20 protein-coding genes and 1 riboswitch are annotated in these 22,237 nt (G+C 71.7%); of the genes, 7 read left to right on the plus strand and 13 right to left on the minus strand.

Features of this window, described 5'->3' with window-relative positions:
* Nucleotides 1-133: 133 nt before the first annotated feature.
* Nucleotides 134-781, minus strand: a complete 648-nt coding sequence (locus ACIQNU_RS37280; protein ID WP_401375139.1) for a hypothetical protein — start codon at nt 779-781, stop codon at nt 134-136.
* Between the two features lie 518 nt (nt 782-1,299).
* A complete protein-coding gene (locus ACIQNU_RS37285) occupies nt 1,300-1,587 on the minus strand; it encodes a chorismate mutase (protein WP_401375142.1) in 288 nt (95 codons plus the stop codon).
* Between the two features lie 367 nt (nt 1,588-1,954).
* On the opposite strand from ACIQNU_RS37285, the gene guaA reads away from it, so the two are divergent.
* Entirely contained in the window at nt 1,955-3,538 is a 1,584-nt protein-coding gene (gene guaA / locus ACIQNU_RS37290) for a glutamine-hydrolyzing GMP synthase (protein ID WP_401375145.1), read from the plus strand.
* Between the two features lie 21 nt (nt 3,539-3,559).
* Here guaA and ACIQNU_RS37295 read toward each other — a convergent pair whose 3' ends face one another.
* Nucleotides 3,560-4,051, minus strand: coding sequence for a pyridoxamine 5'-phosphate oxidase family protein (locus ACIQNU_RS37295; protein WP_401375147.1), 492 nt, complete (start codon nt 4,049-4,051; stop codon nt 3,560-3,562).
* Nucleotides 4,052-4,119: 68 nt separating this feature from the next.
* Nucleotides 4,120-5,490 (minus strand): FG-GAP and VCBS repeat-containing protein, encoded by a 1,371-nt coding sequence (locus ACIQNU_RS37300; RefSeq protein WP_401375148.1) that lies wholly within the window; start codon nt 5,488-5,490, stop codon nt 4,120-4,122.
* 186 nt (nt 5,491-5,676) lie between these two features.
* Here ACIQNU_RS37300 and ACIQNU_RS37305 point away from each other — a divergent pair, with 186 nt between their 5' ends.
* Nucleotides 5,677-6,462, plus strand: coding sequence for a class II aldolase/adducin family protein (locus tag ACIQNU_RS37305; protein WP_401375150.1), 786 nt, complete (start codon nt 5,677-5,679; stop codon nt 6,460-6,462).
* Between the two features lie 32 nt (nt 6,463-6,494).
* On the opposite strand, the gene ACIQNU_RS37310 is transcribed toward ACIQNU_RS37305, so the two are convergent.
* Complete coding sequence (locus ACIQNU_RS37310; RefSeq protein ID WP_401375152.1) at nt 6,495-7,400, minus strand: DUF4429 domain-containing protein; 906 nt, start codon at nt 7,398-7,400, stop codon at nt 6,495-6,497.
* 172 nt (nt 7,401-7,572) lie between these two features.
* Here ACIQNU_RS37310 and ACIQNU_RS37315 point away from each other — a divergent pair, with 172 nt between their 5' ends.
* Nucleotides 7,573-8,841: a hypothetical protein gene (locus tag ACIQNU_RS37315; RefSeq protein WP_401375154.1), complete on the plus strand. Its 1,269-nt coding sequence runs from the start codon at nt 7,573-7,575 to the stop codon at nt 8,839-8,841.
* Nucleotides 8,842-8,853: 12 nt separating this feature from the next.
* On the opposite strand, the gene ACIQNU_RS37320 is transcribed toward ACIQNU_RS37315, so the two are convergent.
* From ACIQNU_RS37320 to ACIQNU_RS37330, 3 genes are all read right to left on the minus strand, one after another.
* Complete coding sequence (locus ACIQNU_RS37320) at nt 8,854-9,390, minus strand: TQO small subunit DoxD (protein ID WP_401375156.1); 537 nt, start codon at nt 9,388-9,390, stop codon at nt 8,854-8,856.
* A gap of 373 nt (nt 9,391-9,763) precedes the next feature.
* Nucleotides 9,764-10,000, minus strand: a complete 237-nt coding sequence (locus ACIQNU_RS37325; RefSeq protein WP_401375159.1) for a hypothetical protein — start codon at nt 9,998-10,000, stop codon at nt 9,764-9,766.
* A complete protein-coding gene (locus tag ACIQNU_RS37330; RefSeq protein ID WP_401375162.1) occupies nt 9,987-11,306 on the minus strand; it encodes a PspC domain-containing protein in 1,320 nt (439 codons plus the stop codon). The genes ACIQNU_RS37325 and ACIQNU_RS37330 overlap by 14 nt, the downstream gene beginning before the upstream one ends.
* Nucleotides 11,307-11,568: 262 nt before the next feature.
* On the opposite strand from ACIQNU_RS37330, the gene ACIQNU_RS37335 reads away from it, so the two are divergent.
* Complete coding sequence (locus ACIQNU_RS37335; protein ID WP_401375164.1) at nt 11,569-12,867, plus strand: PspC domain-containing protein; 1,299 nt, start codon at nt 11,569-11,571, stop codon at nt 12,865-12,867.
* Nucleotides 12,864-13,577 (plus strand): LuxR C-terminal-related transcriptional regulator, encoded by a 714-nt coding sequence (locus ACIQNU_RS37340; protein WP_401375167.1) that lies wholly within the window; start codon nt 12,864-12,866, stop codon nt 13,575-13,577. Before ACIQNU_RS37335 ends, ACIQNU_RS37340 begins: the two co-directional genes overlap by 4 nt.
* Before the next feature lie 10 nt (nt 13,578-13,587).
* Here ACIQNU_RS37340 and ACIQNU_RS37345 read toward each other — a convergent pair whose 3' ends face one another.
* The gene (locus tag ACIQNU_RS37345) at nt 13,588-14,640 is read right to left on the minus strand and encodes an NlpC/P60 family protein (RefSeq protein WP_401375170.1); all 1,053 of its coding nucleotides are present in this window, start codon (nt 14,638-14,640) and stop codon (nt 13,588-13,590) included.
* Nucleotides 14,641-14,905: 265 nt separating this feature from the next.
* Between ACIQNU_RS37345 and ACIQNU_RS37350 the strand changes: the two genes are divergently transcribed.
* Entirely contained in the window at nt 14,906-15,259 is a 354-nt protein-coding gene (locus tag ACIQNU_RS37350; RefSeq protein WP_401375173.1) for a hypothetical protein, read from the plus strand.
* 12 nt (nt 15,260-15,271) lie between these two features.
* Here the strand turns inward: ACIQNU_RS37350 and ACIQNU_RS37355 are convergent, their stop codons facing one another.
* Nucleotides 15,272-15,883: a hypothetical protein gene (locus ACIQNU_RS37355; RefSeq protein WP_401375176.1), complete on the minus strand. Its 612-nt coding sequence runs from the start codon at nt 15,881-15,883 to the stop codon at nt 15,272-15,274.
* 45 nt (nt 15,884-15,928) lie between these two features.
* Nucleotides 15,929-17,107, minus strand: a complete 1,179-nt coding sequence (locus ACIQNU_RS37360; protein ID WP_401375178.1) for an NlpC/P60 family protein — start codon at nt 17,105-17,107, stop codon at nt 15,929-15,931.
* Between the two features lie 6 nt (nt 17,108-17,113).
* Nucleotides 17,114-17,288, minus strand: a riboswitch (cyclic di-AMP (ydaO/yuaA leader).
* Nucleotides 17,289-17,525: 237 nt separating this feature from the next.
* On the opposite strand from ACIQNU_RS37360, the gene ACIQNU_RS37365 reads away from it, so the two are divergent.
* Nucleotides 17,526-20,189 carry an ATP-dependent DNA helicase gene (locus ACIQNU_RS37365; protein WP_401375180.1) on the plus strand — a complete coding sequence of 888 codons (2,664 nt, stop codon included), beginning with the start codon at nt 17,526-17,528 and terminating at the stop codon, nt 20,187-20,189.
* A gap of 82 nt (nt 20,190-20,271) precedes the next feature.
* On the opposite strand, the gene ACIQNU_RS37370 is transcribed toward ACIQNU_RS37365, so the two are convergent.
* Together ACIQNU_RS37370 and ACIQNU_RS37375 are read right to left on the minus strand one after the other, a co-directional pair.
* A complete protein-coding gene (locus tag ACIQNU_RS37370) occupies nt 20,272-20,934 on the minus strand; it encodes a M23 family metallopeptidase (protein WP_401375278.1) in 663 nt (220 codons plus the stop codon).
* Between the two features lie 337 nt (nt 20,935-21,271).
* Nucleotides 21,272-21,445, minus strand: coding sequence for a pentapeptide repeat-containing protein (locus tag ACIQNU_RS37375; RefSeq protein WP_401375280.1), 174 nt, complete (start codon nt 21,443-21,445; stop codon nt 21,272-21,274).
* Nucleotides 21,446-22,237: the final 792 nt, after the last annotated feature.

Genomic DNA, 22,237 nt, shown 5'->3' on the forward strand with positions numbered 1-22,237 from the left:
TGCCGACGCGGCAAAGGGTTGTCCAAAAACTCACACAATTCTTATGTGGCCTGCATCACTTGTCATGCACCGGCCCCCCCTCGGGGCGGTCGCAGATCCGCGCCGAGGTCTTCACCCCTCCGGGCCGCGGCCCTCACCGTTCGGCCGGAAGGAACTCCTCGGTCAGCCGCGTCACCTGGTGTGCGAGGTCGGCGGTGGCGGGATCCGCGGCCACCGCGGCGCGGGTCAGCCGGGCGATGTCGTCGGCCCATACGCCGGTGACCTGGTCCGGCGCCCCGACCCGGTGCAGCCCCCTCGCGAGCAGGCCGACGGCGAGTTCCGGACGGTCCCGGCACACCGCCTTGACGGAGGCGACCGCGTTGGCGAGGGCGCTGGCGGCGGGCGACCAGTCGTCGCCCCGCGCCGCCGGGTTTCCCACGTCGAACCGATCGTCGTCCGCCACCGACGCGGCGCGCACCACGAGATCGAGCCGCCAGAACAGGGGCAGCCCGGTGAAGGTGACGAACAGCAGCCGGTGCTTCGCGGACCGCTGGAGGTCCGGGTCGGCGCGCAGCGACGTGACGGGCAGCACCTGCCCCAGACAGTCGGCGGCGCCGGCGACACAGGCGCCGAAGATCTCGTCCGGCACGACCCACAGCAGGTCGATGTCGCTATAGGCGTCCGCCGTACCGGCCGCGAGCGAGCCGAGCGGCACGGCACGGCAGCCGGGCCGGTACGCGCCTAGCGCCCGGCGGAACTCCTCGGCGAGTGCGTCCCGGCGGGCGGCGTCGAGTTGCGGCATGGCGAAACCGTAGTGGGCGTGGGTGGGCGTAGCGAAGGGCCCCGCGGGACGGAGCCGCGGGGCCCTTCGCTGCCGGCACCGACGTCAGGGCGGCGTCGGCGCCTCGGGAACGGCGGCGCCGGGGGGTTGCGCCGCCGATGAGGTCATGGAGTTGTACTGCGGGGTCGCGGAGCGGGACTTGGGCTTGTCCTCCGCCTGACAGGGCCGGATACGGTCGGCCCCGGGCGTCCCCGGAGCCGACCGTTCACTTGGGTGACCGGGCTGCTGTCCCCTGCCGTCCGGTCACAGATACTGGAGCGAGGTCCCACGACACACGGCACGATCCGTACGTCTCATCGCTCCAGCGAAGCCACGCGTGGTTGTTTCGGCCCGCCCCTGGCTGGCACGGACACCGGGACCAACGAAGCCCGCGGTGCCCCGGTCACGCGCCGTACGGGTGAGAGCGGCCCCGAACTCAGATGCGACCCGCAGCCGCGACCTTCGGATACGGCCCTCGGATACGCCCTCGGACACGGCCCTCAGATACGGCCCCTGCACAGTTCGAGCAGCGTCATCGCGAGCGTCGTGCCCGGCTTGCCGAGCGCGTCCCGGTAGTGGCCGAGCACCTCCATCTCGCGGGAGAGGTTCACGCGGCGCCCGCCGGAGGAGATCCGGGCGTCCTGGATCACCGCGGACACCGCCATCCGCTCCTGGACGAGACCGATGATCCGGTCGTCCAGGGCGTCGATACGGTCCCGGGCACCGGTGATCACCCCGGCCGCCTCCTCGGTACGGGCGCCGGTCTTCTCGGTGCTGGTGGTGGTCATCGCGGGGCTCCTCTGCTCGGTCGGTGCCCCGGAGCGGCAAGGCCCGGAATGCCAGAGCGCCCCGGGCCTTGTCGGCCCGGGGCGCCTGGGAAGTCGCTTGTCAGGTGATCAAGCAGCACGACCATGGCAGCCGGCGGGCCGGGTGCCATAGGTAAAGACGGAGGTCATGTGCTGAGTCACGGGCCCAGTATGGCCACAGGCGCGGTCCCGGGGTCAATCCGGGGGAGCGGGGGGTTCGGATGCTGAGACGGGTGGCGGGTGGCGGGTGGCGGGAGACGGGAAGGTCGTCGGCGGGGGCCCCGTTAGAATCGAGGCACAGCCCCCCTGCGCCTCGCAGACCCCCGTTCCATGCCGGAAGGCCGCCGCCGTGCCCTCAGCGTCCCCCGCCACCACCCCCGACACCGTCCTGGTCGTCGACTTCGGTGCGCAGTACGCCCAGCTCATCGCCCGTCGCGTCCGTGAGGCCCGGGTCTACAGCGAGATCGTCCCCGGCACCATGCCGGCCGCGGAGATCCTCGCCAAGAACCCGGCGGCGATCATCCTGTCCGGCGGCCCCTCGTCGGTGTACGCGGAGGGCGCACCGAGCGTCGACCGTGCTCTGTTCGAGGCGGGCGTCCCGGTGTTCGGGATGTGCTACGGCTTCCAGTTGATGGCGACCACGCTCGGCGGCACCGTCGACAACACCGGCGCCCGTGAGTACGGCCGTACCGCGCTGCACGTCAGCAAGTCCGCGTCGACCCTCTTCGAGGGCACCCCCGCCGAGCAGCCCGTCTGGATGTCGCACGGCGACGCCTGCTCCGCGGCGCCCGAGGGCTTCACCGTGACCGCGTCCACGGACGTCGTCCCGGTCGCCGCCTTCGAGAACGACGAGAAGAAGCTGTACGGCGTCCAGTACCACCCGGAGGTCATGCACTCCACGCACGGCCAGCAGGTCCTGGAGCACTTTCTCTACCGGGGCGCGGGGCTGACGCCGTCCTGGACGACCGGCAATGTCATCGACGAGCAGGTCACCGCGATCCGTGAGCGGGTCGGCACCCGGCGGGCCATCTGCGGACTCTCCGGAGGCGTGGACTCCGCCGTCGCCGCCGCCCTCGTACAGAAGGCCATCGGCTCCCAGCTGACCTGCGTGTACGTCGATCACGGGCTGATGCGCAAGGGCGAGACCGAGCAGGTCGAGAAGGACTTCGTCGCCGCGACGGGCGTGCAGCTCAAGGTGGTCGACGCGCAGGAGCGGTTCCTGACCGCGCTCCAGGGTGTGTCGGACCCCGAGGAGAAGCGGAAGATCATCGGCCGGGAGTTCATCCGGGTCTTCGAGCAGGCGCAGGCCGAGATCGTCGCCGAGGCGCCGGGCGACCAGCCCGTCGAGTTCCTGGTGCAGGGCACCCTCTACCCGGACGTCGTGGAGTCCGGCGGCGGCACCGGCACCGCCAACATCAAGTCCCACCACAATGTCGGCGGCCTCCCCGACGACCTCGAATTCCAGCTCATCGAGCCGCTGCGCAAGCTGTTCAAGGACGAGGTCCGGATGGTCGGCGCCGAGCTGGGGCTGCCCGACGAGATCGTCCAGCGGCAGCCGTTCCCGGGCCCCGGGCTCGGTATCCGCATCGTCGGCGAGGTCACCCGTGACCGGCTCGACCTGCTGCGCGAGGCCGACGCCATCGCCCGCGAGGAGCTGACCGCCGCCGGGCTCGACCGGGACATCTGGCAGTGCCCGGTGGTGCTGCTCGCCGATGTCCGCAGCGTCGGCGTCCAGGGCGACGGCCGCACCTACGGCCACCCGATCGTGCTGCGCCCGGTCTCGTCCGAGGACGCGATGACGGCGGACTGGACGCGGATGCCGTACGACGTGCTCGCGAAGATCTCCACCCGCATCACCAACGAGGTCGCGGACGTCAACCGCGTCGTGCTCGATGTGACGAGCAAGCCGCCGGGCACCATCGAGTGGGAGTAGGCACCTGAGGCCGGCGCGCGGTCATGTCCGTTTGACCGTGCGCAGTTCGCGGCCCGGCTGCCAGCTCTCGACCACGAGATAGCGGTCGTCCTCGTTGGAGATGCGGACGACCTCCGTCAGTTCGGTGCGGAAGAGGTGGAACGGCTCCGGCGGTTTCACCTCGCCCACATACCGGGCGACCGTCGCCGGGTCCGTCACCTCGACCGCGCGGCCCGCGATCCGTACGTCCCCGCCCGCCATCTCCGTACCGGCGCCGGGGTTCGCCTGGAGCGCGAAGCGCGGATCGCGGCGCAGATCGAGCGCCTTGACCGAGTCCGGCATCATGCCGAGCCACAACTCGCCGTCGAGAAAGCGCACTTCGAGCCCGGACGTGCGCGGCGACCCGTCCTTGCGGAGCGTCGCGAGAGTGTGGTGCGTGAAGGCGGCGAACCGCTCCTCGACGGTCGTGGCGAGGGCCGGCTGCGCGGCGGCGAAGGCCGACCAGTTCGAGGCCGTGGAATCGTTCGATGTCATACGGGGAGTCTGCCGGGGATACCCGTCATCTTCTGTCGGGTATCCCCGGCATGGCCGATCCCGTGGGTTCAGCGGGCGAACGACTCGCCCAGGCGGGCGCCCTTCGCCGGGGCGCCCAGGTCGCCGGGGTTGAAGGCGAAGCCGCCGGTCGCCGTGAGGCCGGCCTTCGCGCCCCGCAGGACCCAGACGGCGCCCGAATCCACGGCGGCCGAGCCGTTCGCCGTGGTGTCCTCGCCGGGCGCGCCGACCGCCGCGTCCGCACGGCCGTCGCGGTTCGTGTCGGCCAGGGAAACGGCCGAGCCGAACGCGTCGCCCGCCTCGGCGACACCGGGAACGCCCGCCGTGTTCTGGTGGAACGCCTGCGCCCCGGTGCCGGACAGCCCGCCCGCGCCGCCCTTCAGCAGCACCACCGCGCCCGCGTCCTTGACGTTCCTGCCGCCGACCGTGAGGTCCTCGCCGGGCACTCCGGCGAGGATGTCCGCGTACCCGTCGCCGTTGACGTCGCCCGCCGCCAGCCGGTAGCCGAACTGGTCGCCCTTCTCGCTGACGCCGGGCACCCCGGCCGAGTTCTGCGTGAGCGTCTTCGTGCGGGTGGTCGACGGGCCCGACGCGGTGCCGTAGAGGACCTGGATGGTGCCCGGGTCGTACGGCAGCTCCTCCGCGATACCGCCCGGCACGGTGCGGATGACGAGGTCCGCGTGGCCGTCCTTGTCGACGTCGCCGATCGCGGCGGACGCGGCGGCCGGGAGCCGGGTCGACGTCGTGGAGAGCCCGTTCGCGCCGCCCTTCCACAGTTGTGAGGTCTCGGACATCTCCTCGAAGGCGTGCAGCGTGACCAGGTCGTCCTTGCCGTCCCCTGTGAGGTCGCCGACGACCGTGTCGACCGGGTCGAAGGTGCGGCCCGTCGACATCGTGGACGTGGAGGCAGGGGTGCCGGAGCGGTCGAACGGCCCGTACAGGAGGGTCAGTTCGTCCCACTCGCCGTTCGTCCGGCCGCCGATCAGGTCCGGGTGTCCGTCGCCGTTGAAGTCCCCGGCGGTGAGGTCGAGGCCGTTGAACTCCAGGGAGGCGGGGATGGCGGTGGGCGTGGCGCTCAGACCCGACGCGGAGCCCCAGCGGATCGACGCCCCGGCCACCAGATCGGTGTGGCCGTCGCCGTCCAGGTCGCGCGCGACCATACGGCCCGGATCGGCGGCCGGCGTCTGCTGACGCGCCCCGGGGCCACCGTAGCGGACGGCCGCGTAGCCCTTGCCGGGGGCCGCGGCGGTGATGTCCGCGTACCCGTCGCCGTCGAAGTCGGCCACGGGCGCGCCGGCCGCCGCGCGCGGTGCGGCCGGGGCGGCGGCGGACGCGGGAGCGGCGAGCGCCACGACGGGTGCGGTCAGGAGTGCGGCGAGCGCGGCGCAGCGCGCCGCGAGCGTGAGGGGAAGATGACGCACAGGGACTCCTGTTGGTGAACGGAAGGCGAACCAGAAGGTGAACCACCCATCCAGACACCCGGCCCGGCACCACGGTTGCGTTCCCCGGGGCTTTCTCTGGTGGCCTGCGCCCGGCGGAGGTACCTTCCGGTCCGACACCAGGGATCTCCCGGGGGTCTCCCAGGGACGTCAGGGATGGAGACGCGTATGCAAGGGCCCGCGCCGGTACCGACCGATCAGCTCCAGTTCGCCTACCCGCCCACGCACACCACCGTCGAGGACGAGCGCCGCCACCGGCAGGAACGCCTCGCGGGCGCGCTGCGGATCTTCGGGCGGCTCGGCTTCGAGGACGGCGTGTCGGGCCATGTCACCGCGCGGGACCCGGAGTTCACGGACTGCGCCTGGGTCAACCCGTTCGGCATGCCCTTCGCGCATGTCACCGTCGGCGACCTCGTCCTCGTCAACGGCGAGGGTCAGGTCGTTCAAGGCCGCCATCACGTCAACCAGGCCGCGTTCACCGTGCACGCCGAGGTGCACCGGGCCCGGCCCGATGTCGTCGCGGTCGCCCACTGCCACACCCCGTACGGCCGCGCCCTGTCCGCACTCGGGGAACTCCTCGAACCCCTCACCCAGGAGGCGTGTGCCTTCTACGAGGACCACGCCCTCTACGACACGTACACCGGAGTCTCCGTGGACGCCGACGAGGGCCGCCGGATCGCGGACGCGCTCGGCGGGCAGAAAGCGGTGATCCTGCGCAACCACGGGCTGTTGACCGTCGGGGCTTCGGTCGACGCGGCGGCCTGGTGGTTCCTGTCGATGGAGCGGTGCGCCCAGGTGCAGCTCGCCGCGCGGGCCGCGGGACGCCCGGTGCTCATCGACCGGCGGCAGGCCGCGTCGACCCGGGAGCAGCTCGGCAGCGATCTGGTGGCGTGGATCAACTATCAGGCGCAGTGGCAGATGATCAGCCGCGCCGAACCCGACCTGCTCACCTGAACCAGCCCCACCCATGGATCAGAACCCCCGCATCAGAACCCCCGCAGCACCGCCCGCTTCGTCTCCGCGAACTCCTCGTCAGTGAGGACCCCTTCGCGGTGCAGTGCGCCCAACTCGCGCAGCCGGCGCAGCAGGACGTCGTGGTTCTCGGGCGTCTGTTCCGGTACCGGAACGCGGTCGGCCGGTTCGGGCCCGATGCGCTTCCCGTTCGCCGCCGACTCGGCCGCCCGTGTGGAGGGATGCGGCAGCCGGGCCGTGACGGCGGTCGCGACCAGCGCCGTCAGCAGATCGCGGCGCGCGCTGCCCCACAGATCCAGGGTGTACGGGTCCTTCTCGGGCGGCAGCTTCGACAGCGCGGTCTCCCGGGTGAGGAACCGCAGGAAACCGTTCTCGTAACCGGAGTTGGGCAGCCACTCGACACCGACCAGGTCGGCCAGTTCGATGATCCGGGGCCCGGTCGCCCGTTTGACCCGGTCCGACGTCTCGCTCCAGTCGATGCGGGCGCGGGTCCCGTCGAAGGAGACCGTGCCGTCGCTGGAGCGCACCGACACCGGCACCTGCGGTCCCGTGAGGAGATAGCCCGTGGTCGGATCGGGCGGGATCTCCTCCAGGAGCAGCGCCTGCCGTATCTCGTCGGCGAGGTATTCGGCGACGCCCGCGCGGTCCCCTTCGACCAGCAGCCGGTACGGGTCGGCGGTGTCCGGCAGCCGCCCGCCGGTCGCGTACAGCAGCGGATCGGCCCCCTCGCGCAGCCGCAACCGGAGCCGCCCGCGCTTGCGTTCGGGCTCCAGGGCGACACCCGCGACCGCCCGCAGCGGCACGGCCACCTCGCCGTACGTCTGCCGGAACAGCGGCACGGAGCGGTGCAGCCCCGGCGTGATCCGGACCGTGGCGCCGTCGAAGGCCCAGGTCCCGTCGCGCTGGATGATCTCGGCCATAAGGGAATTCTCGCAGCCCGGTCAACACGGGGTCGGCGGCTTCACGACTACCGAACAGAGCCGTCCGGTCGGTATTTGTCAGGAGACCATGTCCGTACGGCACAATGCGCTCTCACGGCGGGGAGTTGGCACCGGCGGCGGGGTACGGCGGGACCTATCGGGAGTGGGCGCGGTGGCGGTGCAGGTGGAGGGGCGGGACACGCACGAGAGCGGGTGCACGTGCGGGGACTGTCCGTACGGGGCGCGCGAGGGGCACCGGCGCGCGGTCGCCGCGTTCGTCGCCCGGCGTGACGAACTGGCCGCGGGCGAGGGGCTGCCCGCCGCCGTCGCGCACTCGGCGGGCGCGACCCGGCAGTGGGTGTCCGACGAACTCACCCAGTCCGCGGGCCTGGTCGCCGCGCGCGGCCGGGCCGAGGGCCAGGCGTGGCGGACCGCGTTGTGGCCGCGCACGAGGTACGCGGTGTGGGCCGCCGCCGGGTTGCTGCTCGTCGTGCAGGCGCTCACCGCGATCGGCGCGGGCTGGACGACCGCCCGTACCGCCGGACTTGTCGCCGCGGTCGTCTCCGCCGGGCTGCTGACGGCCGCCGCGTGGCTGCACCGCGCCCGGGGCGGGGTCCTGGCGCCGCTGATCGGCGAGGACAACCGCTTGTCGACCTCGCGCGCCGTCGCCCTCACCTTCGTCCTGTTCACCGTCTTCGCCGTCCTCGTCCTCGCGGGCGAACTCGCTGGTGCCTCCGGGCACGGCGACCGGGACGCGCTGATCGACGGGCTCGGCCTCGCGCGCGGCGCGGGCGCCGTGACCGTCCTCGCGGTGGTGTGCGCGGTCGCCGTCCTGGTCCGCCGGGTCGTCGCCGTACGGGTACTCGGGCAGCGGCTCCAGAAGGTCCCCGCGGACCGGCCGCGCGCCGCCGACCTGCTCACCGACGACGCGGGGCGCGCCACCTTCACGGATGTGCAGTACGTCGTCGTCTGCGCGGTCGCCCTCGTCTTCGCGGCGGTACGGCTGGCGCGGCGGCCCGAGCAGGTGCCCGATCTGCCGTGGACGCTGGCGCTGCTCGTCGTCGTGTCGGCGCTCACCTATCTCGCGGGCAAGTACGCGGAGGGCGGCCGTCCGGTGATCCTCTCCGTCGTCCGGGCGCGCGAGGCGGGGGACCTGGACGCGCCGATCCGCACCGGAGACGACATCGAGATCCGCGGCGCCGGTTTCGTCCCGCCGGGCGCGGGCGGCGCGGACCTGCTGGCGCGGCTCGTCGTACGGATCGGCCCGGTCCACGTCCATGTGCCGCTGGTACCGGTGCCGGGCGGCTTCACCAACCCGTCCGACACGGTGCTGACGGTGCCGGTACCGGTGGACGTCGAGCCGGGCCGGGTCGAGGTGCAGGTGGTGACGGCGGCGGGCCTGGAGACGAACAGCCGGGCGATCGACGTGGTCACCGATTGAGGACGCCCGCCCTTACGCGTATTGGTCGCGGTTCCGGCGGCGGCGCCCTTTGAGCTGGGCGTCGACCGACAGGACCGACGCGCCCGCGAGGACCAGCGGGGTCCACGCCACCAGGTACGCGAGGTCGTTGCCGTAGTAGTACGGCGACGCCGTCCAGCTCACCGTCAGCCACAGACTCAGCGAGATCAGGGCCCCGCCGAACGCGGCGAGCCGGGTCAGCAGCCCCAGCAACGTGCCGATACCGACGGCGAGTTCACCGAACGCGATGGCGTACGCGAAGCCGACCGGGCTCTTCTCGGCGAGGTCGACCATGGCGGGTATCGCCGCGCTGTCGTGCACCGCCCGCAGCAGATCACCGATGGAACCGGCGCCGGACGCGGAGAGGAAGGCGCTGTCGGTGAGTTTGTCGATGCCCGCGTAGATGAAGGTCACGCCGAGGAACAGCCTCAGCGGCACCAGCGCGTACCGGGTGGCGGTGTCCCGCCAGTCGCCTCCGCGCCCCTCGTCGACATAGCCGGTGTGCAGGTCCGTTCGCATGCCGTGAGCCATCGCTCCGCCGCCTCTCGCGCGCCTGGTCGGGGGACCCTTCACGAGACCATACGTACGCGAAGCTGCCCCGGCTCACCAGGGCCTGTCGTCAATTTCCCGTCTGCCGTGCGACGCCTGGCACGCACTCCCCCAAGTTCTCGGCTGCGCTCGAACAGGGGGGACCCCCATGCGGCGTTGCCGAAAGGCCCACGTAGCGCCTCCCCCAAGGTCTTGAGGACCAGGGGGGACCCCCATCGAGGACCTTCCGGCGCCTTGCGATCGCACGCACCAGACGCCGCACGGCCCGCCCTACCGGGCGAACGACGGGAAATTGACGACAGGCCCTGCCGCGACGGATTCCGTGGCCGAGACCCGTACGGTCCCGCGTATCGGCTCAGGTGTCCTTCCCCGTCGTTCCCGGCACCGCGGCCCGTTTCGCGCGGGCGTGGCGGACCGCGGCGACCGCGCCCGAGGCGACCGCGGCCAGGCACAGGCCGCCGACGACCACCGGCCCGACCACGAACCACGGGACGCTCCAGCCGAGCGGCCCGTCCAGCGCGTACAGCACTCCGGCGCCGAGCAGGGCGACGCCCGCGATCAGCCGTCCCGGCTGGAACTCATGGCGCAACACGGGTCACCACCGCCTGTCCGAGACCGACGTCGAGCCGGAGATCGAGGGTGCCCGGGTTCTTCGAGCCGTCCGTCGGGGGCAGGGTCACCGTCTTCTCCTTGCCGGGTGCGATGTCGACATCGCCGTTCCGGTCGCCGGGCAACTGGATGTCGCCGATGCCGACGTGGATACGCAGCTTCACCGTGGTGTTGTCCGGTACGACCACCTTGAGCTGCCCCGCGCCGACCGCGACGTGGCTGGTGACCGTGGTGTCCTTCGCGGGTTTGACCTTGCTCAGGTCGAGGGTGCCGATGCCGGAGCCCAGGTCGTAACGGTCGCGGACGTCCGTCGCCGTCGCCGGGGTCCAGCCGGTGCGCATCCAGTGGGTGCTGATGTTCTCGGGCAGCGCGGTCGCGCCCGCGAGGAGGGCCGCCGTGATCACCGCGAGGATGATCGAGCCCGCGCCGGTTCGCCCGAGGAACGCGCTGACCGCGATGCCCAGGCCCAGCACGCCGAGCGCGCACGCCAGGCCCGTCTGGAGGCTCTGGCCGAGCGCCAGGTGCTCCCAGGTGAGACAGGTGCCGAGGCCGCCCGCCACCAGCGCGAGCAGGAACACCCAGCCGCCGATCCAGCGCGGGCCGCGCGGCCGGGGCTCCGGGGTCCACGGCACCCGGGCCTGCTGCCATGCCGTCCGGTGCGGCACCCGGGCCGCGCTCGTACCGCTCATGCCCTCGGGCCCCCAGAGATAGCCGGTGTCGCCGTCGTGTGTGCCGTCCTTGACGATGGGCTCCCGCCACCAGGAGGGGTGCGCGTGCGGCGCGGGCGGCGCCTTGGCCTCCGGCGGCGCGTCGGCCGACGCCTGCGCGGCCAGGGGGTCCGGGTCGGCGGTGTCGCGCTGCCGTGACCAGTAGCCCGCGCCCGCCAGGAGCAGGGCGACGACCCAGCCGAAGGTGAGGACGCCGCCGTTGCCGAGCATCGACAGGAACAGTCCGCAGCCGACCAGGGCGAACAGGACCGCCGTCAGCGCGGGGCCCTCCACCCGGCCCGACAGCGCCCTGCGCGCCTCGTTCTCGTCCTCGCCGTCCAGCGGGACGAACAGCCAGACGAAGCCGTAGAAGAGCAGACCGATACCGCCCGTGGCGGAGAGCACCACGAGCACGATCCGGAAGATCACCGGGTCCATGTCGCAGGCGCGGCCGAGTCCGGAGCACACCCCGCCGAAGACCTTGTGCTGCCGGTCGCGCCGGAACTTCTCCGGTGCGGGAGGGGGTGGCGGAGGGGGGCCGCCTTCGCTGCGCTCGGCGGCCGGGTGCTGAGCTGCTGTCATGGGTCCATGGTGACGGGGGGCGGGGGGCGGTGGGACCGGGGGTGACCCTGGGGTGTCCCTGATTTCGGGGTGGTGGGGCCCTTGGGGGGTGGTGCGGATGGTCTCGATTCCGCCGGGCACTCGCCGTGGGGGTGGAGCGCCGTTGCGGCGGGATTTGGGTTGTGCGGGAGGTGTGAGTGGGCCAGTGCGCCGGGTACGTCGGGGGTAGTTCCGGGTCCGACCCTGATGTGGGGGCCGGGGGTGGCGTGTGAGGATCGGGGGCATGCCGGACGTTCTCGCCGCACCCGTTGATCCGACCTGGACCCCGCGCAAGCTCTACCGCAGCAGCGACGGTCGCTGGCTCGGCGGAGTGGCGCGGGGGCTCGCCGGGCATCTCGGGCTGCCGGTGGTCTGGGTGCGGCTGGTGTTCGTCGGGCTGTTCATGGCCGACGGACTCGGCGCCCTCCTCTACGCCGCGTTCTGGTTCTTCGTACCCCTCGGCATCGGCGGTGTCGGCGGGGAGCGGCACTCCGTGCTCACCAGTGAGACCGCGCCCGACGGGCGGCGGCGCCTGGTGGCCCGTAAACCGGACAAGGGGCAGCTCGTCGCGCTGCTCGCCATGGTCGTCGTCGCCATGATCTTCGTCGGCAATGTGAACCTGGGCGCGGGCGCCAAGGGCTACATCTGGCCGACGCTGCTGGTCGCCGCCGGTGTCGCCCTGGTGTGGCGGCAGGCGGACAACGCGCGCCGGGCCCGCTGGATGGAGGTCGGCCGGCGGCGCCGGACCCTGACGCTGCTGCGGTCGGCGGCCGGTGTCGTGCTGGTCGGCGCGGGCGTCACCGGCATTTTCGTACTCCAGGGCTCGGCCGCCCACCTCGGCTCGATCCTCCAGGCCGCGCTCGCCGTCCTCGTCGGGATCGCGCTGCTCGCCGGGCCCTATCTCGTCCGCATGACGCAGGACCTGTCCGAGGAGCGCCTGATGCGCATCCGCGCCCAGGAGCGGGCCGAGGTCGCCGCGCACGTCCACGACTCCGTCCTGCACACCCTCACCCTGATCCAGCGCAACGCGGAGAACGCCGGCGAGGTCCGCCGGCTCGCCCGCGCCCAGGAACGCGATCTGCGGGCCTGGCTGTACAAGCCGGACGGCACCGGCAAGTCCACCGAGGACGGCGACGAGGGCCCCGGCACGGTCGCCGAGGCGGTACGGCTGCACGCGGCCGAGGTCGAGGACAAGCACGGCGTCCCGATCGAGGTCGTCGTCGTCGGCGACTGCCCGCTGGACGACCGCCTCGGCGCACAGATGCAGGCCGCGAGGGAAGCGATGGTGAACGCGGCCAAGTACGGTGGCGAGGGCGGCGCCGTACAGGTCTACGCCGAGGTCGAGTCGGACACCGTCTTCGTGTCGGTACGCGACCGGGGCCCCGGTTTCGATCTGGACGCGGTACCCGCCGACCGCATGGGCGTACGAGAATCGATCATCGGCCGTATGCAGCGCAACGGCGGCACGGCCCGGCTGCGCGCGGTGCCCGACGGCGGTACGGAGGTCGAGCTGACCATGGAGAGGGCGGAGACAACGTCATGAGCGACGCGACCGGCGCGACCGACGCGACAGGGGCGAGCGAGCCGGCCGGGCGGCGGGCGCGGGTCGTCCTGGTGGACGACCACCGCATGTTCCGTACCGGCGTCCAGGCCGAGATCGGGGAGACCGACCGTACCGGCGTGGAGGTCGTCGGCGAGGCCGCCGACGTCGACCAGGCCGTCACGGTCATCACGGCGACCCGGCCCGAGGTCGTCCTCCTCGACGTGCACCTGCCCGGCGGCGGCGGCGTCGAGGTGCTGCGCCGCTGCGCACCGCTCATGGCGGACCCCGAGCAGCCCGTACGGTTCCTCGCGCTGTCCGTGTCGGACGCCGCCGAGGACGTCATCGGGGTGATCCGGGGCGGCGCCCGGGGCTATGTCACCAAGACGATCACCGGTACCGATCTGGTCGACTCGATCTTCCGGGTGCAGGACGGGGACGCCGTGTTCTCGCCCCGCCTCGCCGGGTTCGTCCTCGACGCGTTCGCCTCGACGGACGCGCCGCCCGTGGACGAGGACCTGGACCGGCTCACGCAGCGGGAGCGCGAGGTCCTGCGGCTGATCGCCCGGGGCTACGCGTACAAGGAGATCGCCAAGCAGCTCTTCATCTCCGTCAAGACGGTCGAGTCCCACGTCTCGGCGGTCCTGCGCAAACTCCAACTGTCGAACCGGCATGAACTGACCCGGTGGGCGACGGCTCGGCGGCTGGTCTGACGGCACGGCCTCAGGCGACCCGGGTCGCTCCGGCGAACGGCATCTGGTCGACGGGGGCCAGGCGGACCGGGGCGCTGGGGTTGGGGGCGTGGATCATCTGGCCGTTGCCGACGTAGAGGCCGACGTGGCTGATGCCGGAGTAGAAGAACACCAGGTCGCCCGGCTGGAGTTGGGAACGTGAGACCCGCTGTCCGGCGTTGATCTGGGCGTACGTGGTGCGCGGCAGCGCGACTCCGGCGGCGCGGTAGGCGGCCTGGGTGAGGCCGGAGCAGTCGAAGGCGTGGGGTCCGGACGCGCCCCAGACGTAGGGGCTGCCGAGGGCGCCGTACGCGAAGGAGACGGCTGCGGCGGCGCGGGAGTTCGGGCTGGTGGCGGCGAGGGAGGGGGCGGGGGCGGGGGCGCTGCGGCTGTCGGCCCGGGAGGCGTGGGGTGCTGCGGTCACCTCGGTGCGCTGGGGGGCGGTGAGCTGGTCGAGGAGTCGCTCGGCCTGGTCCAGCTTGTCGGTGACGGCCCGTTTGTGTGCCCGGAGCTGGGCCTGGCGTGCGGCGAGACGGGTGCGTTCGCCTGCGGCCTCGGCGCGCAGCCGCCCGATCTCGGCGAGGTCCCGGCCGACGCCGGTGACGGCGTGCGCCTGACGGTCCCCGATCCGCTCGGCGAGGGCCGCGCCCTCCAGATACTCGTCGGGGTCGGCGGAGAGCGCGAGCTGTACGGAGGGGTCGAGGGCGCCCGTGCGGTACTGGGCCGTGGCGACCGAACTCAGCGCGTCCCGTGCCGTGTTGAGCTTCTCCGTCTTCCGGGCGGCCTCGTCCTGGAGGTCGGCGTACGCCTTCCTCGCCGCGTCCGCCTGTTCCTTCGCGCCGTTGTACTTCTCGGTGGCGATCTCGGCCTCGTGGTACAGCTTGTCGACCTTGGCCTTCACCTGGGCCGGGGTGAGCCGGGGTTCGGCGTGGCCCGTGCCGTCGAAGGCGGTCGCCGTGGCGGCGCCCGCGAGGGCGAGGGTGGCGGCGCCACGGGCGGTGCGCCCCCCGAGGGAACGCTGCCGGGCTCTCCGATGGGCGGCCACGGGGGTCACGTCCTTTCGTCGTCGGGTACGGGTACCGGCGGCGGGTCGCCGGTCACCTGACGCAGGACGCTATGCGGGTACGTGACCCTCCCGTGACCCCATGCGAGGAACTGACCATCTGTGCCCCCACCCCGACCACATCGGACACCCCCCACCCACCCGCCCCTCCACAATCCCCGTTGACTCCGATTGACTCCGACCGAACCTCACGTTCCCGATCCACCCGGTGGGTCCCTCTGATAGGGCGACAGCTAGGGTCCGGGGTATGGATCTGCTTATCCATCTTTTCGTCGGGCTTCACATCGTCGGCATAGCCTCCCTTCTGGGTGGGTTTCTCACCCAGATGAAGGCCATGAGCGCCGGCACCGCCCGCTTCAGCCCCGCGATGCTGCACGGCGCCCTGACGATGCTGGTCACCGGTGTCGCCCTGGTCGGTCTCAACCAGGCCGACGACAACACCGTCAACAACATCAAGATCGGCGTGAAGCTCGCCCTGCTGATCGTGATCCTCGGCCTCGTGTACGTGAAGCGCGACGAGGAGGCGGTCGACAAGGGGTTGTTCGCCACCGTCGGGGGTCTCACGACGGCGAACATCTTCATCGCCGTCCTCTGGACCTGAGTTCCTGCGCCGTCAGCCGAACCAGACCACCAGGCGCACCCGCTCGTCCCCGCACCCGTCGGCGTGCTCCCGCATCGCCGTCCACACCGGCGCCCAGCGCTCCCCGTCCGGCGGCGCCGGCATCCGCGCCGTGAGGACCACCGGCCGGTACACCGCACCGTCCCGCCGCACTTCGCCTCCGGGCGGCCACTCCGGCGGCGCGAGGAGCGTCCGCGCGCCGAAGACGTCGGCCGCCGCGTCGCACAGGTCGGGCGTCGCCTCCACGACCTCGCCCAGGACCGGCGCCCCGTCGCGTCCGGGCCGCCACACCGCCACCCACGACCAGGCGGGCGCGTCGGCGAGCGGGGCGTCCCAGTCGACGGCGGCGACCTCGGCCCAGGTGGCGTAGGTGTGGCCGTGCGTGTAGTCGACGGCGCCGGCTTCCCGTACCGGGTCCGACGCGTCGTCGGGCAGACCCCGGTACGGGAAGAGGGGCCGCTCCATGCCCGATGCCCGGCCGACGCCGAACAGACAGTCCCACGCGTCGTGGTCCCGTCCGAGGGCGAAGGCGGTCAGATCGCGCGCGACCTGCCAGCGCCCGTCCGTCGTACGGGTCTCGATCGCGCCGTCGATGTCGGTCCCCACGTGCCGTGACTCCCGGTGCTGTGACTTTCCGTGCCGGGTCGGTCGTTACGCCGGGCGCACCACGCTGTGGATCGGCATGTAGTAGATCGACTCGACGCGGACGTTCGCGCCCGGCTTCGGCGCGTGGATCATCTTGCCGTCGCCCGTGTAGATACCGACGTGGCTGATGTCGTCGTAGAAGAAGACCAGGTCACCGGGGCGGGCGTCGGCCGTCGACACCGTCGTGCCCACCTTCACCTGGTCCCAGGTGGTGCGCGGCAGCGTCACACCGGCGGCCTTCCACGCGGCCTGCGTGAGCCCCGAGCAGTCGTACGAGCCGGGGCCCGTGGCCCCCCACACATACGGCTTGCCCAACTGCGCCTCGGCGAAGGCGATCACCTTGGCGGTCTGCGTGGACGCACCCGCCGACGTACCGGAGCCGGTGCCGGAGCCTGTGCCGGAATCCGAACCCGTACCGGAACCCGTACCCGATGAGGGGTTCTCCGCCGTGGCCTCCTGCCGCTTCTTCTCCTCCGCCGCCTGCTTCCGCGCCAGCTCCTCCGCCTTGCGGCGCGCCTCCTCCTGCTTCTTCTTCTCGATCGCCGCCAGCCGCTTCTTCTCCTCGGCGGTCAGCTTCGACAGCAGGTCGCGGGCCTCGCCCAGCTTCGTCTGCACATCCTGCTTGCTGGTGCGCAGCGCCGACTGCGAGGCCGTCAGCTTCGTCAGGCTCTTCGCCGCCTGTTCCCGCTTCTTGGCCGTCGCGAGCGCTTGCGTCTGGTAGTCGTCGACGACCTCCTTCTGCCGCTCGGTGAGCCGGGACGACAACTGGCGCTGGTCGAAGTAGTCCTGCGGATTGTCCGCGAGCAGCAGGGTCGCCGTGTCCGAGACCGCGCCCGTGCGGTACTGCGCGGCGGCGAACGAGCCCATGGCCCGCCGCGCCTCGTTCAGTTTCTCGGTGCCGCGCGCCACCTGGTCGAGCAGCCCGTCGACCTTCTTCTTCTGCTGGGCGCTGCGCTCCTTGGCGCCGTTGTACTTCTCGGTGGCCACGCCGGCCTCGTGGTAGAGGTCGTCGACCTTGCGCTGCACCTCTTCGATGCTCGGCTTGTCGTCGGCGGGCGCGGCCTGCGCGCTCTGCGACAGGAGGGCGACGGAGGTCAGGGCCGCCGTCGTGATCCCGAGGGCGGGGGATGTACGGAGCCCGGCGACACGTGTGCCCGGCTGCCGTTCTCTGCGGTGCGACGCCAACGGAGGCGCTCCTTCCGTGGACCGCCTACCGGGTTAGCTGTCGGGTTCGGGCGGGTGGTTCGGAAGGCTGCCCTACGGTTCCGTACGCCTGTCACGGCGACGGCACCGATTCACCCCAGGAACTGAGTGGGTCCCCGGCTCCGGCTGCCTCGCGGCGCACCGGACTCAGCGGAGGCCACCCGTCCCGGCGTCGTTCGCCGGCGGGGGTCGGGAGGCCTGCCGCGCACGCTAGCCAACTCCTGTGAAGCCTGTGAAGGTTGATGTGCGATATGCCCGATACATTTTCGTGACTTTCTCGCCGAGTGAGCGCTGAGTGAGCACTGAGTGAGCGGACCGATTCGCTCCGTTTATGGAATGGGGTACGGGGACCCTGAACCCGGGGCCGGTTGTCGGTGGGGCGGCCTAGACTCGGGAGGCGATGAGCAGCCTCTTTGACGACAGTTTCCTGGCGAACCTCAAGGCGCCCCACGCCGCCCACGAGGAGCACCCGCCCCACCCCGAGGACCCCCAGGATTCCCAGGACCCGGGGGCCCATGAGGACCCCGAGCACCTGGCCCCGGAGGAGATCCCGGACGACCTGTTCGGCGGGAAGTTCGACGCGCCCCCGCCCCGGGACGCGTACTACCGGGACGGCGCCCCCCGTCCCGTACTGGACCCGGCGGCGCTGCTCGACGGGCTGAACGATCACCAGCAGGCCGCCGTCACGCACGCGGGCTCGCCGCTGCTCATCGTGGCCGGCGCCGGCTCCGGCAAGACCCGGGTGCTCACCCACCGCATCGCGTATCTGCTCGCCGCGCGCGGTGTCCACCCGGGCCAGATCCTCGCGATCACCTTCACGAACAAGGCCGCGGGCGAGATGAAGGAGCGCGTCGAGCACCTGGTGGGTCCGCGCGCCCACGCGATGTGGGTGATGACCTTCCACAGCGCGTGCGTGCGGATACTGCGCCGCGAGTCGAAGAAGCTCGGTTTCACGTCGTCGTTCTCGATCTACGACGCGGCGGACTCCAAGCGCCTGATGGCCCTGGTCTGCCGCGATCTCGACCTGGACCCCAAGCGCTATCCGCCCAAGTCGTTCAGCGCCAAGGTCTCCAACCTGAAGAACGAGCTGATCGACGAGGAGGACTTCGCCGCGCAGGCGAGCGACGGTTTCGAGAAGACCCTCGCGCAGGCGTACGCGATGTACCAGTCCCGTCTCCGCGAGGCCAACGCCCTCGACTTCGACGACCTGATCATGACGACGGTCAATCTGCTCCGCGCCTTCCCGGACGTCGCCGAGCACTACCGCCGCCGCTTCCGGCACGTCCTGGTCGACGAGTACCAGGACACGAACCACGCGCAGTACGCACTCGTCCGCGAACTGGTCGGCACCTCCGAGCACCCGGCGGACGTACCGCCGGGCCCCGACGACCTGCCGCCCGCCGAACTGTGCGTCGTCGGTGACGCGGACCAGTCCATCTACGCCTTCCGGGGCGCCACCATCCGCAACATCCTCCAGTTCGAGGAGGACTACCCGGACGCGACCACGATCCTCCTGGAGCAGAACTACCGCTCCACGCAGACGATCCTCAGCGCGGCCAACGCCGTCATCGAGCGCAATGAGAGCCGCCGCCCCAAGAACCTGTGGACCAACGCGGGCGCGGGCGCCCAGATCACCGGCTTCGTCGCCGACACCGAGCACGACGAGGCGCAGTTCGTCGCCGACGAGATCGACCGGCTCACGGACGCGGGCGAGGCGAAGGCGGGCGACGTCGCCGTCTTCTACCGCACCAACGCCCAGTCCCGTGTCTTCGAGGAGATCTTCATCCGCGTCGGCCTCCCGTACAAGGTGGTCGGCGGCGTCCGGTTCTACGAGCGCAAGGAGGTCCGGGACGTCCTCGCGTATCTGCGCGTCCTGGCCAACCCGGAGGACTCCGTACCGCTGCGCCGTATCCTCAACGTCCCCAAGCGCGGCATCGGCGACCGCGCCGAGGCGATGATCGACGCGCTCGCGCAGCGCGAGAAGATCAGCTTCCCGCAGGCGCTGCGCCGCGTGGACGAGGCGTACGGCATGGCGGCCCGCTCCACCAACGCCGTGCAGCGGTTCAACACGCTCATGGAGGACCTGCGCACCATCGTCGAATCGGGCGCCGGGCCGGCGACGGTCCTGGAGGCCGTGCTCGAACGGACCGGGTATCTGGCCGAATTGCAGTCCTCGACCGACCCGCAGGACGAGACCCGCATCGAGAACCTTCAGGAGCTTGCCTCCGTGGCTCTGGAGTTCGAGCAGGAGCGCGGCGGGGGAGCGGGCGGCGCCGAATCTGTGGCGGACGGGGCGGATTCCGTGGCGGATGGGGCCGTGGCGGATGGGGCTGCGGCGGACGCGGCGGATGCGGACGCGGCGGTGGGGGTGGACGCGGCGGCCGGTGCGGCGGCGCCGGGCACGCTCTCCGACTTCCTCGAAAAGGTTGCGCTCGTCGCCGACTCGGACCAGATCCCCGACGAGGAGGACGGCTCCGGCGTCATCACCCTGATGACGCTGCACACCGCCAAGGGCCTCGAATTCCCGGTGGTCTTCCTCACCGGCATGGAGGACGGCGTCTTCCCGCACATGCGCGCCCTCGGCCAGACCAAGGAGCTGGAGGAGGAGCGCCGCCTCGCCTATGTCGGGATCACCCGCGCCCGCGAGCGGCTCTACCTCACCCGTTCCACGCTGCGCAGCGCCTGGGGTCAGCCCTCGTACAACCCGCCGTCCCGGTTCCTCGAAGAGATCCCGGACACCCATCTGCGGTGGAAGCGGAAGGGAGGCTCGGCCGCCCCGATGGCCGCGGCTGCGTCGGGCCCGGCCGCCGGTATCGCGGGCTCGCTCTCCTCGACCCGGTCGCGTACGGCCGCTTCGGGAGCCTCGGGCTTCGCGACGCGCCGCGCGACCGAGAAGCCGGTCGTCGCCCTCGCGGTGGGCGACCGCGTCACGCACGACCAGTTCGGCCTGGGCACGGTGGTCGGCACCAAGGGCACGGGGGCGAACGCCGAGGCGACGATCGACTTCGGGGACACGAAGCCGAAGCGGCTGCTGCTGAGGTACGCACCGGTGGAGAAGCTGTAGACGGACAAGTGGGCGCTTGCCCACTCTCAGCCCGGCCGGCGTTTGAGGCCACGATAAGGCGCGGCCGGGCAGACCTTGAGTCTTAAGTCGGGTCGACCCCGTGGCTGCGCAACCAAGCAAGAGGATCAATCGCGGCGCCGCCGCCGGGCCGGACCTCGAAGTGCAGGTGCGGCCCGGTGGAGTTGCCGGAGTCCCCGGAGTAGGCGATGACATCGCCCGCCTTCACGGTGCCGCTCATGATCTTGTAGCTGGAGAGGTGGCAGTACCACGTCTCGGTGCCGTCGGCGGCGGTCACGATCACCATGTTGCCGTAGGCGCTGTTCAACTGGGTGCGTACGGTGCCGTCGGTCGCCGCCATCACGGGGGTGCCGTAGGAGACGGGGAAGTCGATACCGGTGTGCACGGACATCCAGTTGACGCCCGCCTGCCCGAAGTAGGCGCTCAGTCCGTGCTGTTTGACCGGCAGCATGAACTTGGGCCGCAGCCGCTCCTTGCGCTCGGCCTCCTCCGCCGCCTTCTTGCGGTCGGCCTCCTGCTTGGCCTTGAGGTCGATGCGCTCCTGCGTACGGCTGGCGCGGTCCGCGAAGTCACCGGCGTCCGCCGACAGGTTGGCGAGTTGGGTGTCCAGCTTGTTGTTCGCGACGGACGGCTTCACGGCGGTCGGATCGGGCGCCGCCGTCGTCGTGTCCTTGTCCGCGTCGGGTGACATCCCCACGGACGCGGCGGCGATCCCCGCGACCCCCATCACACACGCGGACGGCACCGCGACGGTGAGCAGCGCGGAGCGCTTGGCGGGGGAGCGGCGGCGGGCGCGGGAGCGGGGGGCGGGGGCGGAGCGGCGCGGTGTGACGACGGGGTCTGCGAGGTCGGCGAGGTCGGTGGAGTCGCCGGCGTCGGTGAGGTCGGCGGGGTCGGCCGAGTAGGCGTGCTCGGCGTCCGGTTCGTCGCCGGGTTCCTCGGCGTAGGGGGCGTGTTCCTCGTACTCGTCGTACGGGGCCGGGGCTTCGTAGGACGCGGGTTCCTCGTAGGGCGCGGGGGTCTCGTACGACGGTGAACTGCCGTCGGAGTTCCACGCGGTGGCGTCATAGGCGCCGGTGTCGAAACTCTGCGTCTCGAAGGTCTGCGTCTCGAAACTCTGCGCTTCGAAGGTCTGCGCCTCGAAGGTCGTGGTCTCGAAGGTCTGGCCCTGGAATGTCTGCGTCTGGAAGGACTGCGTGTCGAAGGCGGGCGCCGCCGTGAACTGCTGCGCGTCCCACTGCCCGGAGACGTCCGACGGCTGACCCTGCGCCGGGATGCCGCCGAGGTGGTGATACCCGGCCGAATCCCAGACGCCGGTGGTGTCATAGACCCCGGTGTCGTACGCGGCGTGGTGCTGGGCGGCGTACGCGTCGTAGTTCAGGGTCTGATGCGTACCGGTGTGCAGGGTCTGGTGCGTACCCGTGCTCATGGTCTGGTGCGTGCCGGTCGCGTACTGAGCCTCCGCGACGGGCCACTGTCCGCTGTCGTACGCCGTGTTCGGCGCCGTACCGCCGCCGGGCAGGTCCCCGAAGAGGGGGTCCGACTCGAAGGTGCCGGGCGCCGTCGCGGTGGCTGTCGCGGCCGTCGTCGTGGTGAACGAGCCGGTGCCGTAGGCGTCATAGCCCTCGTACCCCGTGTAACCGCCGTGCTGCGTGCTGTGGTCGTACTGCGCGTAAGGCGCGGAGGCGGTGTCCGGAGAGGGTGCCGGGGGAGTCGCGATCCCCGACGGGTGAGGGTCGTTCACCAACTTCTCTTTCGCCTCGACAGCAGGAGCTGGGTCTGGGTCCTGACGGCGGCTGCCGCTGAGGTTGCGGTCCCAGGGGGGGGCGGAGCAGTGCGGCGACTGTACCCGGCGGTATGAGGGCGCGACAATCTTCCGCAGGTTTCGTGCTCTCGTGAAACGGGCATTCGGCCGCCTTTCGGCGGACTGTGGGCAGAGCTTTGGCCGTGTGTTCGAGACCCGTTCGAGAGATGTTGGGCGCCGGAGGTTTGTGTTCCGGACCTGTTGGCGGGGTCGGGCGGCGCCGGGC

It is taken from the genome of Streptomyces sp. NPDC091292, from assembly GCF_044757265.1.
Lineage (GTDB): Bacteria > Actinomycetota > Actinomycetes > Streptomycetales > Streptomycetaceae > Streptomyces.

Excerpts from the sequence above, each read along its gene's own strand:
- ACIQNU_RS37320 (WP_401375156.1), bottom strand. The coding sequence starts at position 9,390 with ATGGCTCACGGCATGCGAACGGACCTGCACACCGGCTATGTCGACGAG.
- ACIQNU_RS37335 (WP_401375164.1), top strand. The coding sequence starts at position 11,569 with ATGCCGGACGTTCTCGCCGCACCCGTTGATCCGACCTGGACCCCGCGC.
- ACIQNU_RS37305 (WP_401375150.1), top strand. The coding sequence starts at position 5,677 with ATGCAAGGGCCCGCGCCGGTACCGACCGATCAGCTCCAGTTCGCCTAC.
- ACIQNU_RS37330 (WP_401375162.1), bottom strand. The coding sequence starts at position 11,306 with ATGACAGCAGCTCAGCACCCGGCCGCCGAGCGCAGCGAAGGCGGCCCC.
- ACIQNU_RS37370 (WP_401375278.1), bottom strand. The coding sequence starts at position 20,934 with ATGGGGGTCGCGGGGATCGCCGCCGCGTCCGTGGGGATGTCACCCGAC.
- ACIQNU_RS37365 (WP_401375180.1), top strand. The coding sequence starts at position 17,526 with ATGAGCAGCCTCTTTGACGACAGTTTCCTGGCGAACCTCAAGGCGCCC.
- ACIQNU_RS37280 (WP_401375139.1), bottom strand. The coding sequence starts at position 781 with ATGCCGCAACTCGACGCCGCCCGCCGGGACGCACTCGCCGAGGAGTTC.
- ACIQNU_RS37340 (WP_401375167.1), top strand. The coding sequence starts at position 12,864 with ATGAGCGACGCGACCGGCGCGACCGACGCGACAGGGGCGAGCGAGCCG.
- ACIQNU_RS37295 (WP_401375147.1), bottom strand. The coding sequence starts at position 4,051 with ATGACATCGAACGATTCCACGGCCTCGAACTGGTCGGCCTTCGCCGCC.
- ACIQNU_RS37350 (WP_401375173.1), top strand. The coding sequence starts at position 14,906 with ATGGATCTGCTTATCCATCTTTTCGTCGGGCTTCACATCGTCGGCATA.
- ACIQNU_RS37310 (WP_401375152.1), bottom strand. The coding sequence starts at position 7,400 with ATGGCCGAGATCATCCAGCGCGACGGGACCTGGGCCTTCGACGGCGCC.
- ACIQNU_RS37285 (WP_401375142.1), bottom strand. The coding sequence starts at position 1,587 with ATGACCACCACCAGCACCGAGAAGACCGGCGCCCGTACCGAGGAGGCG.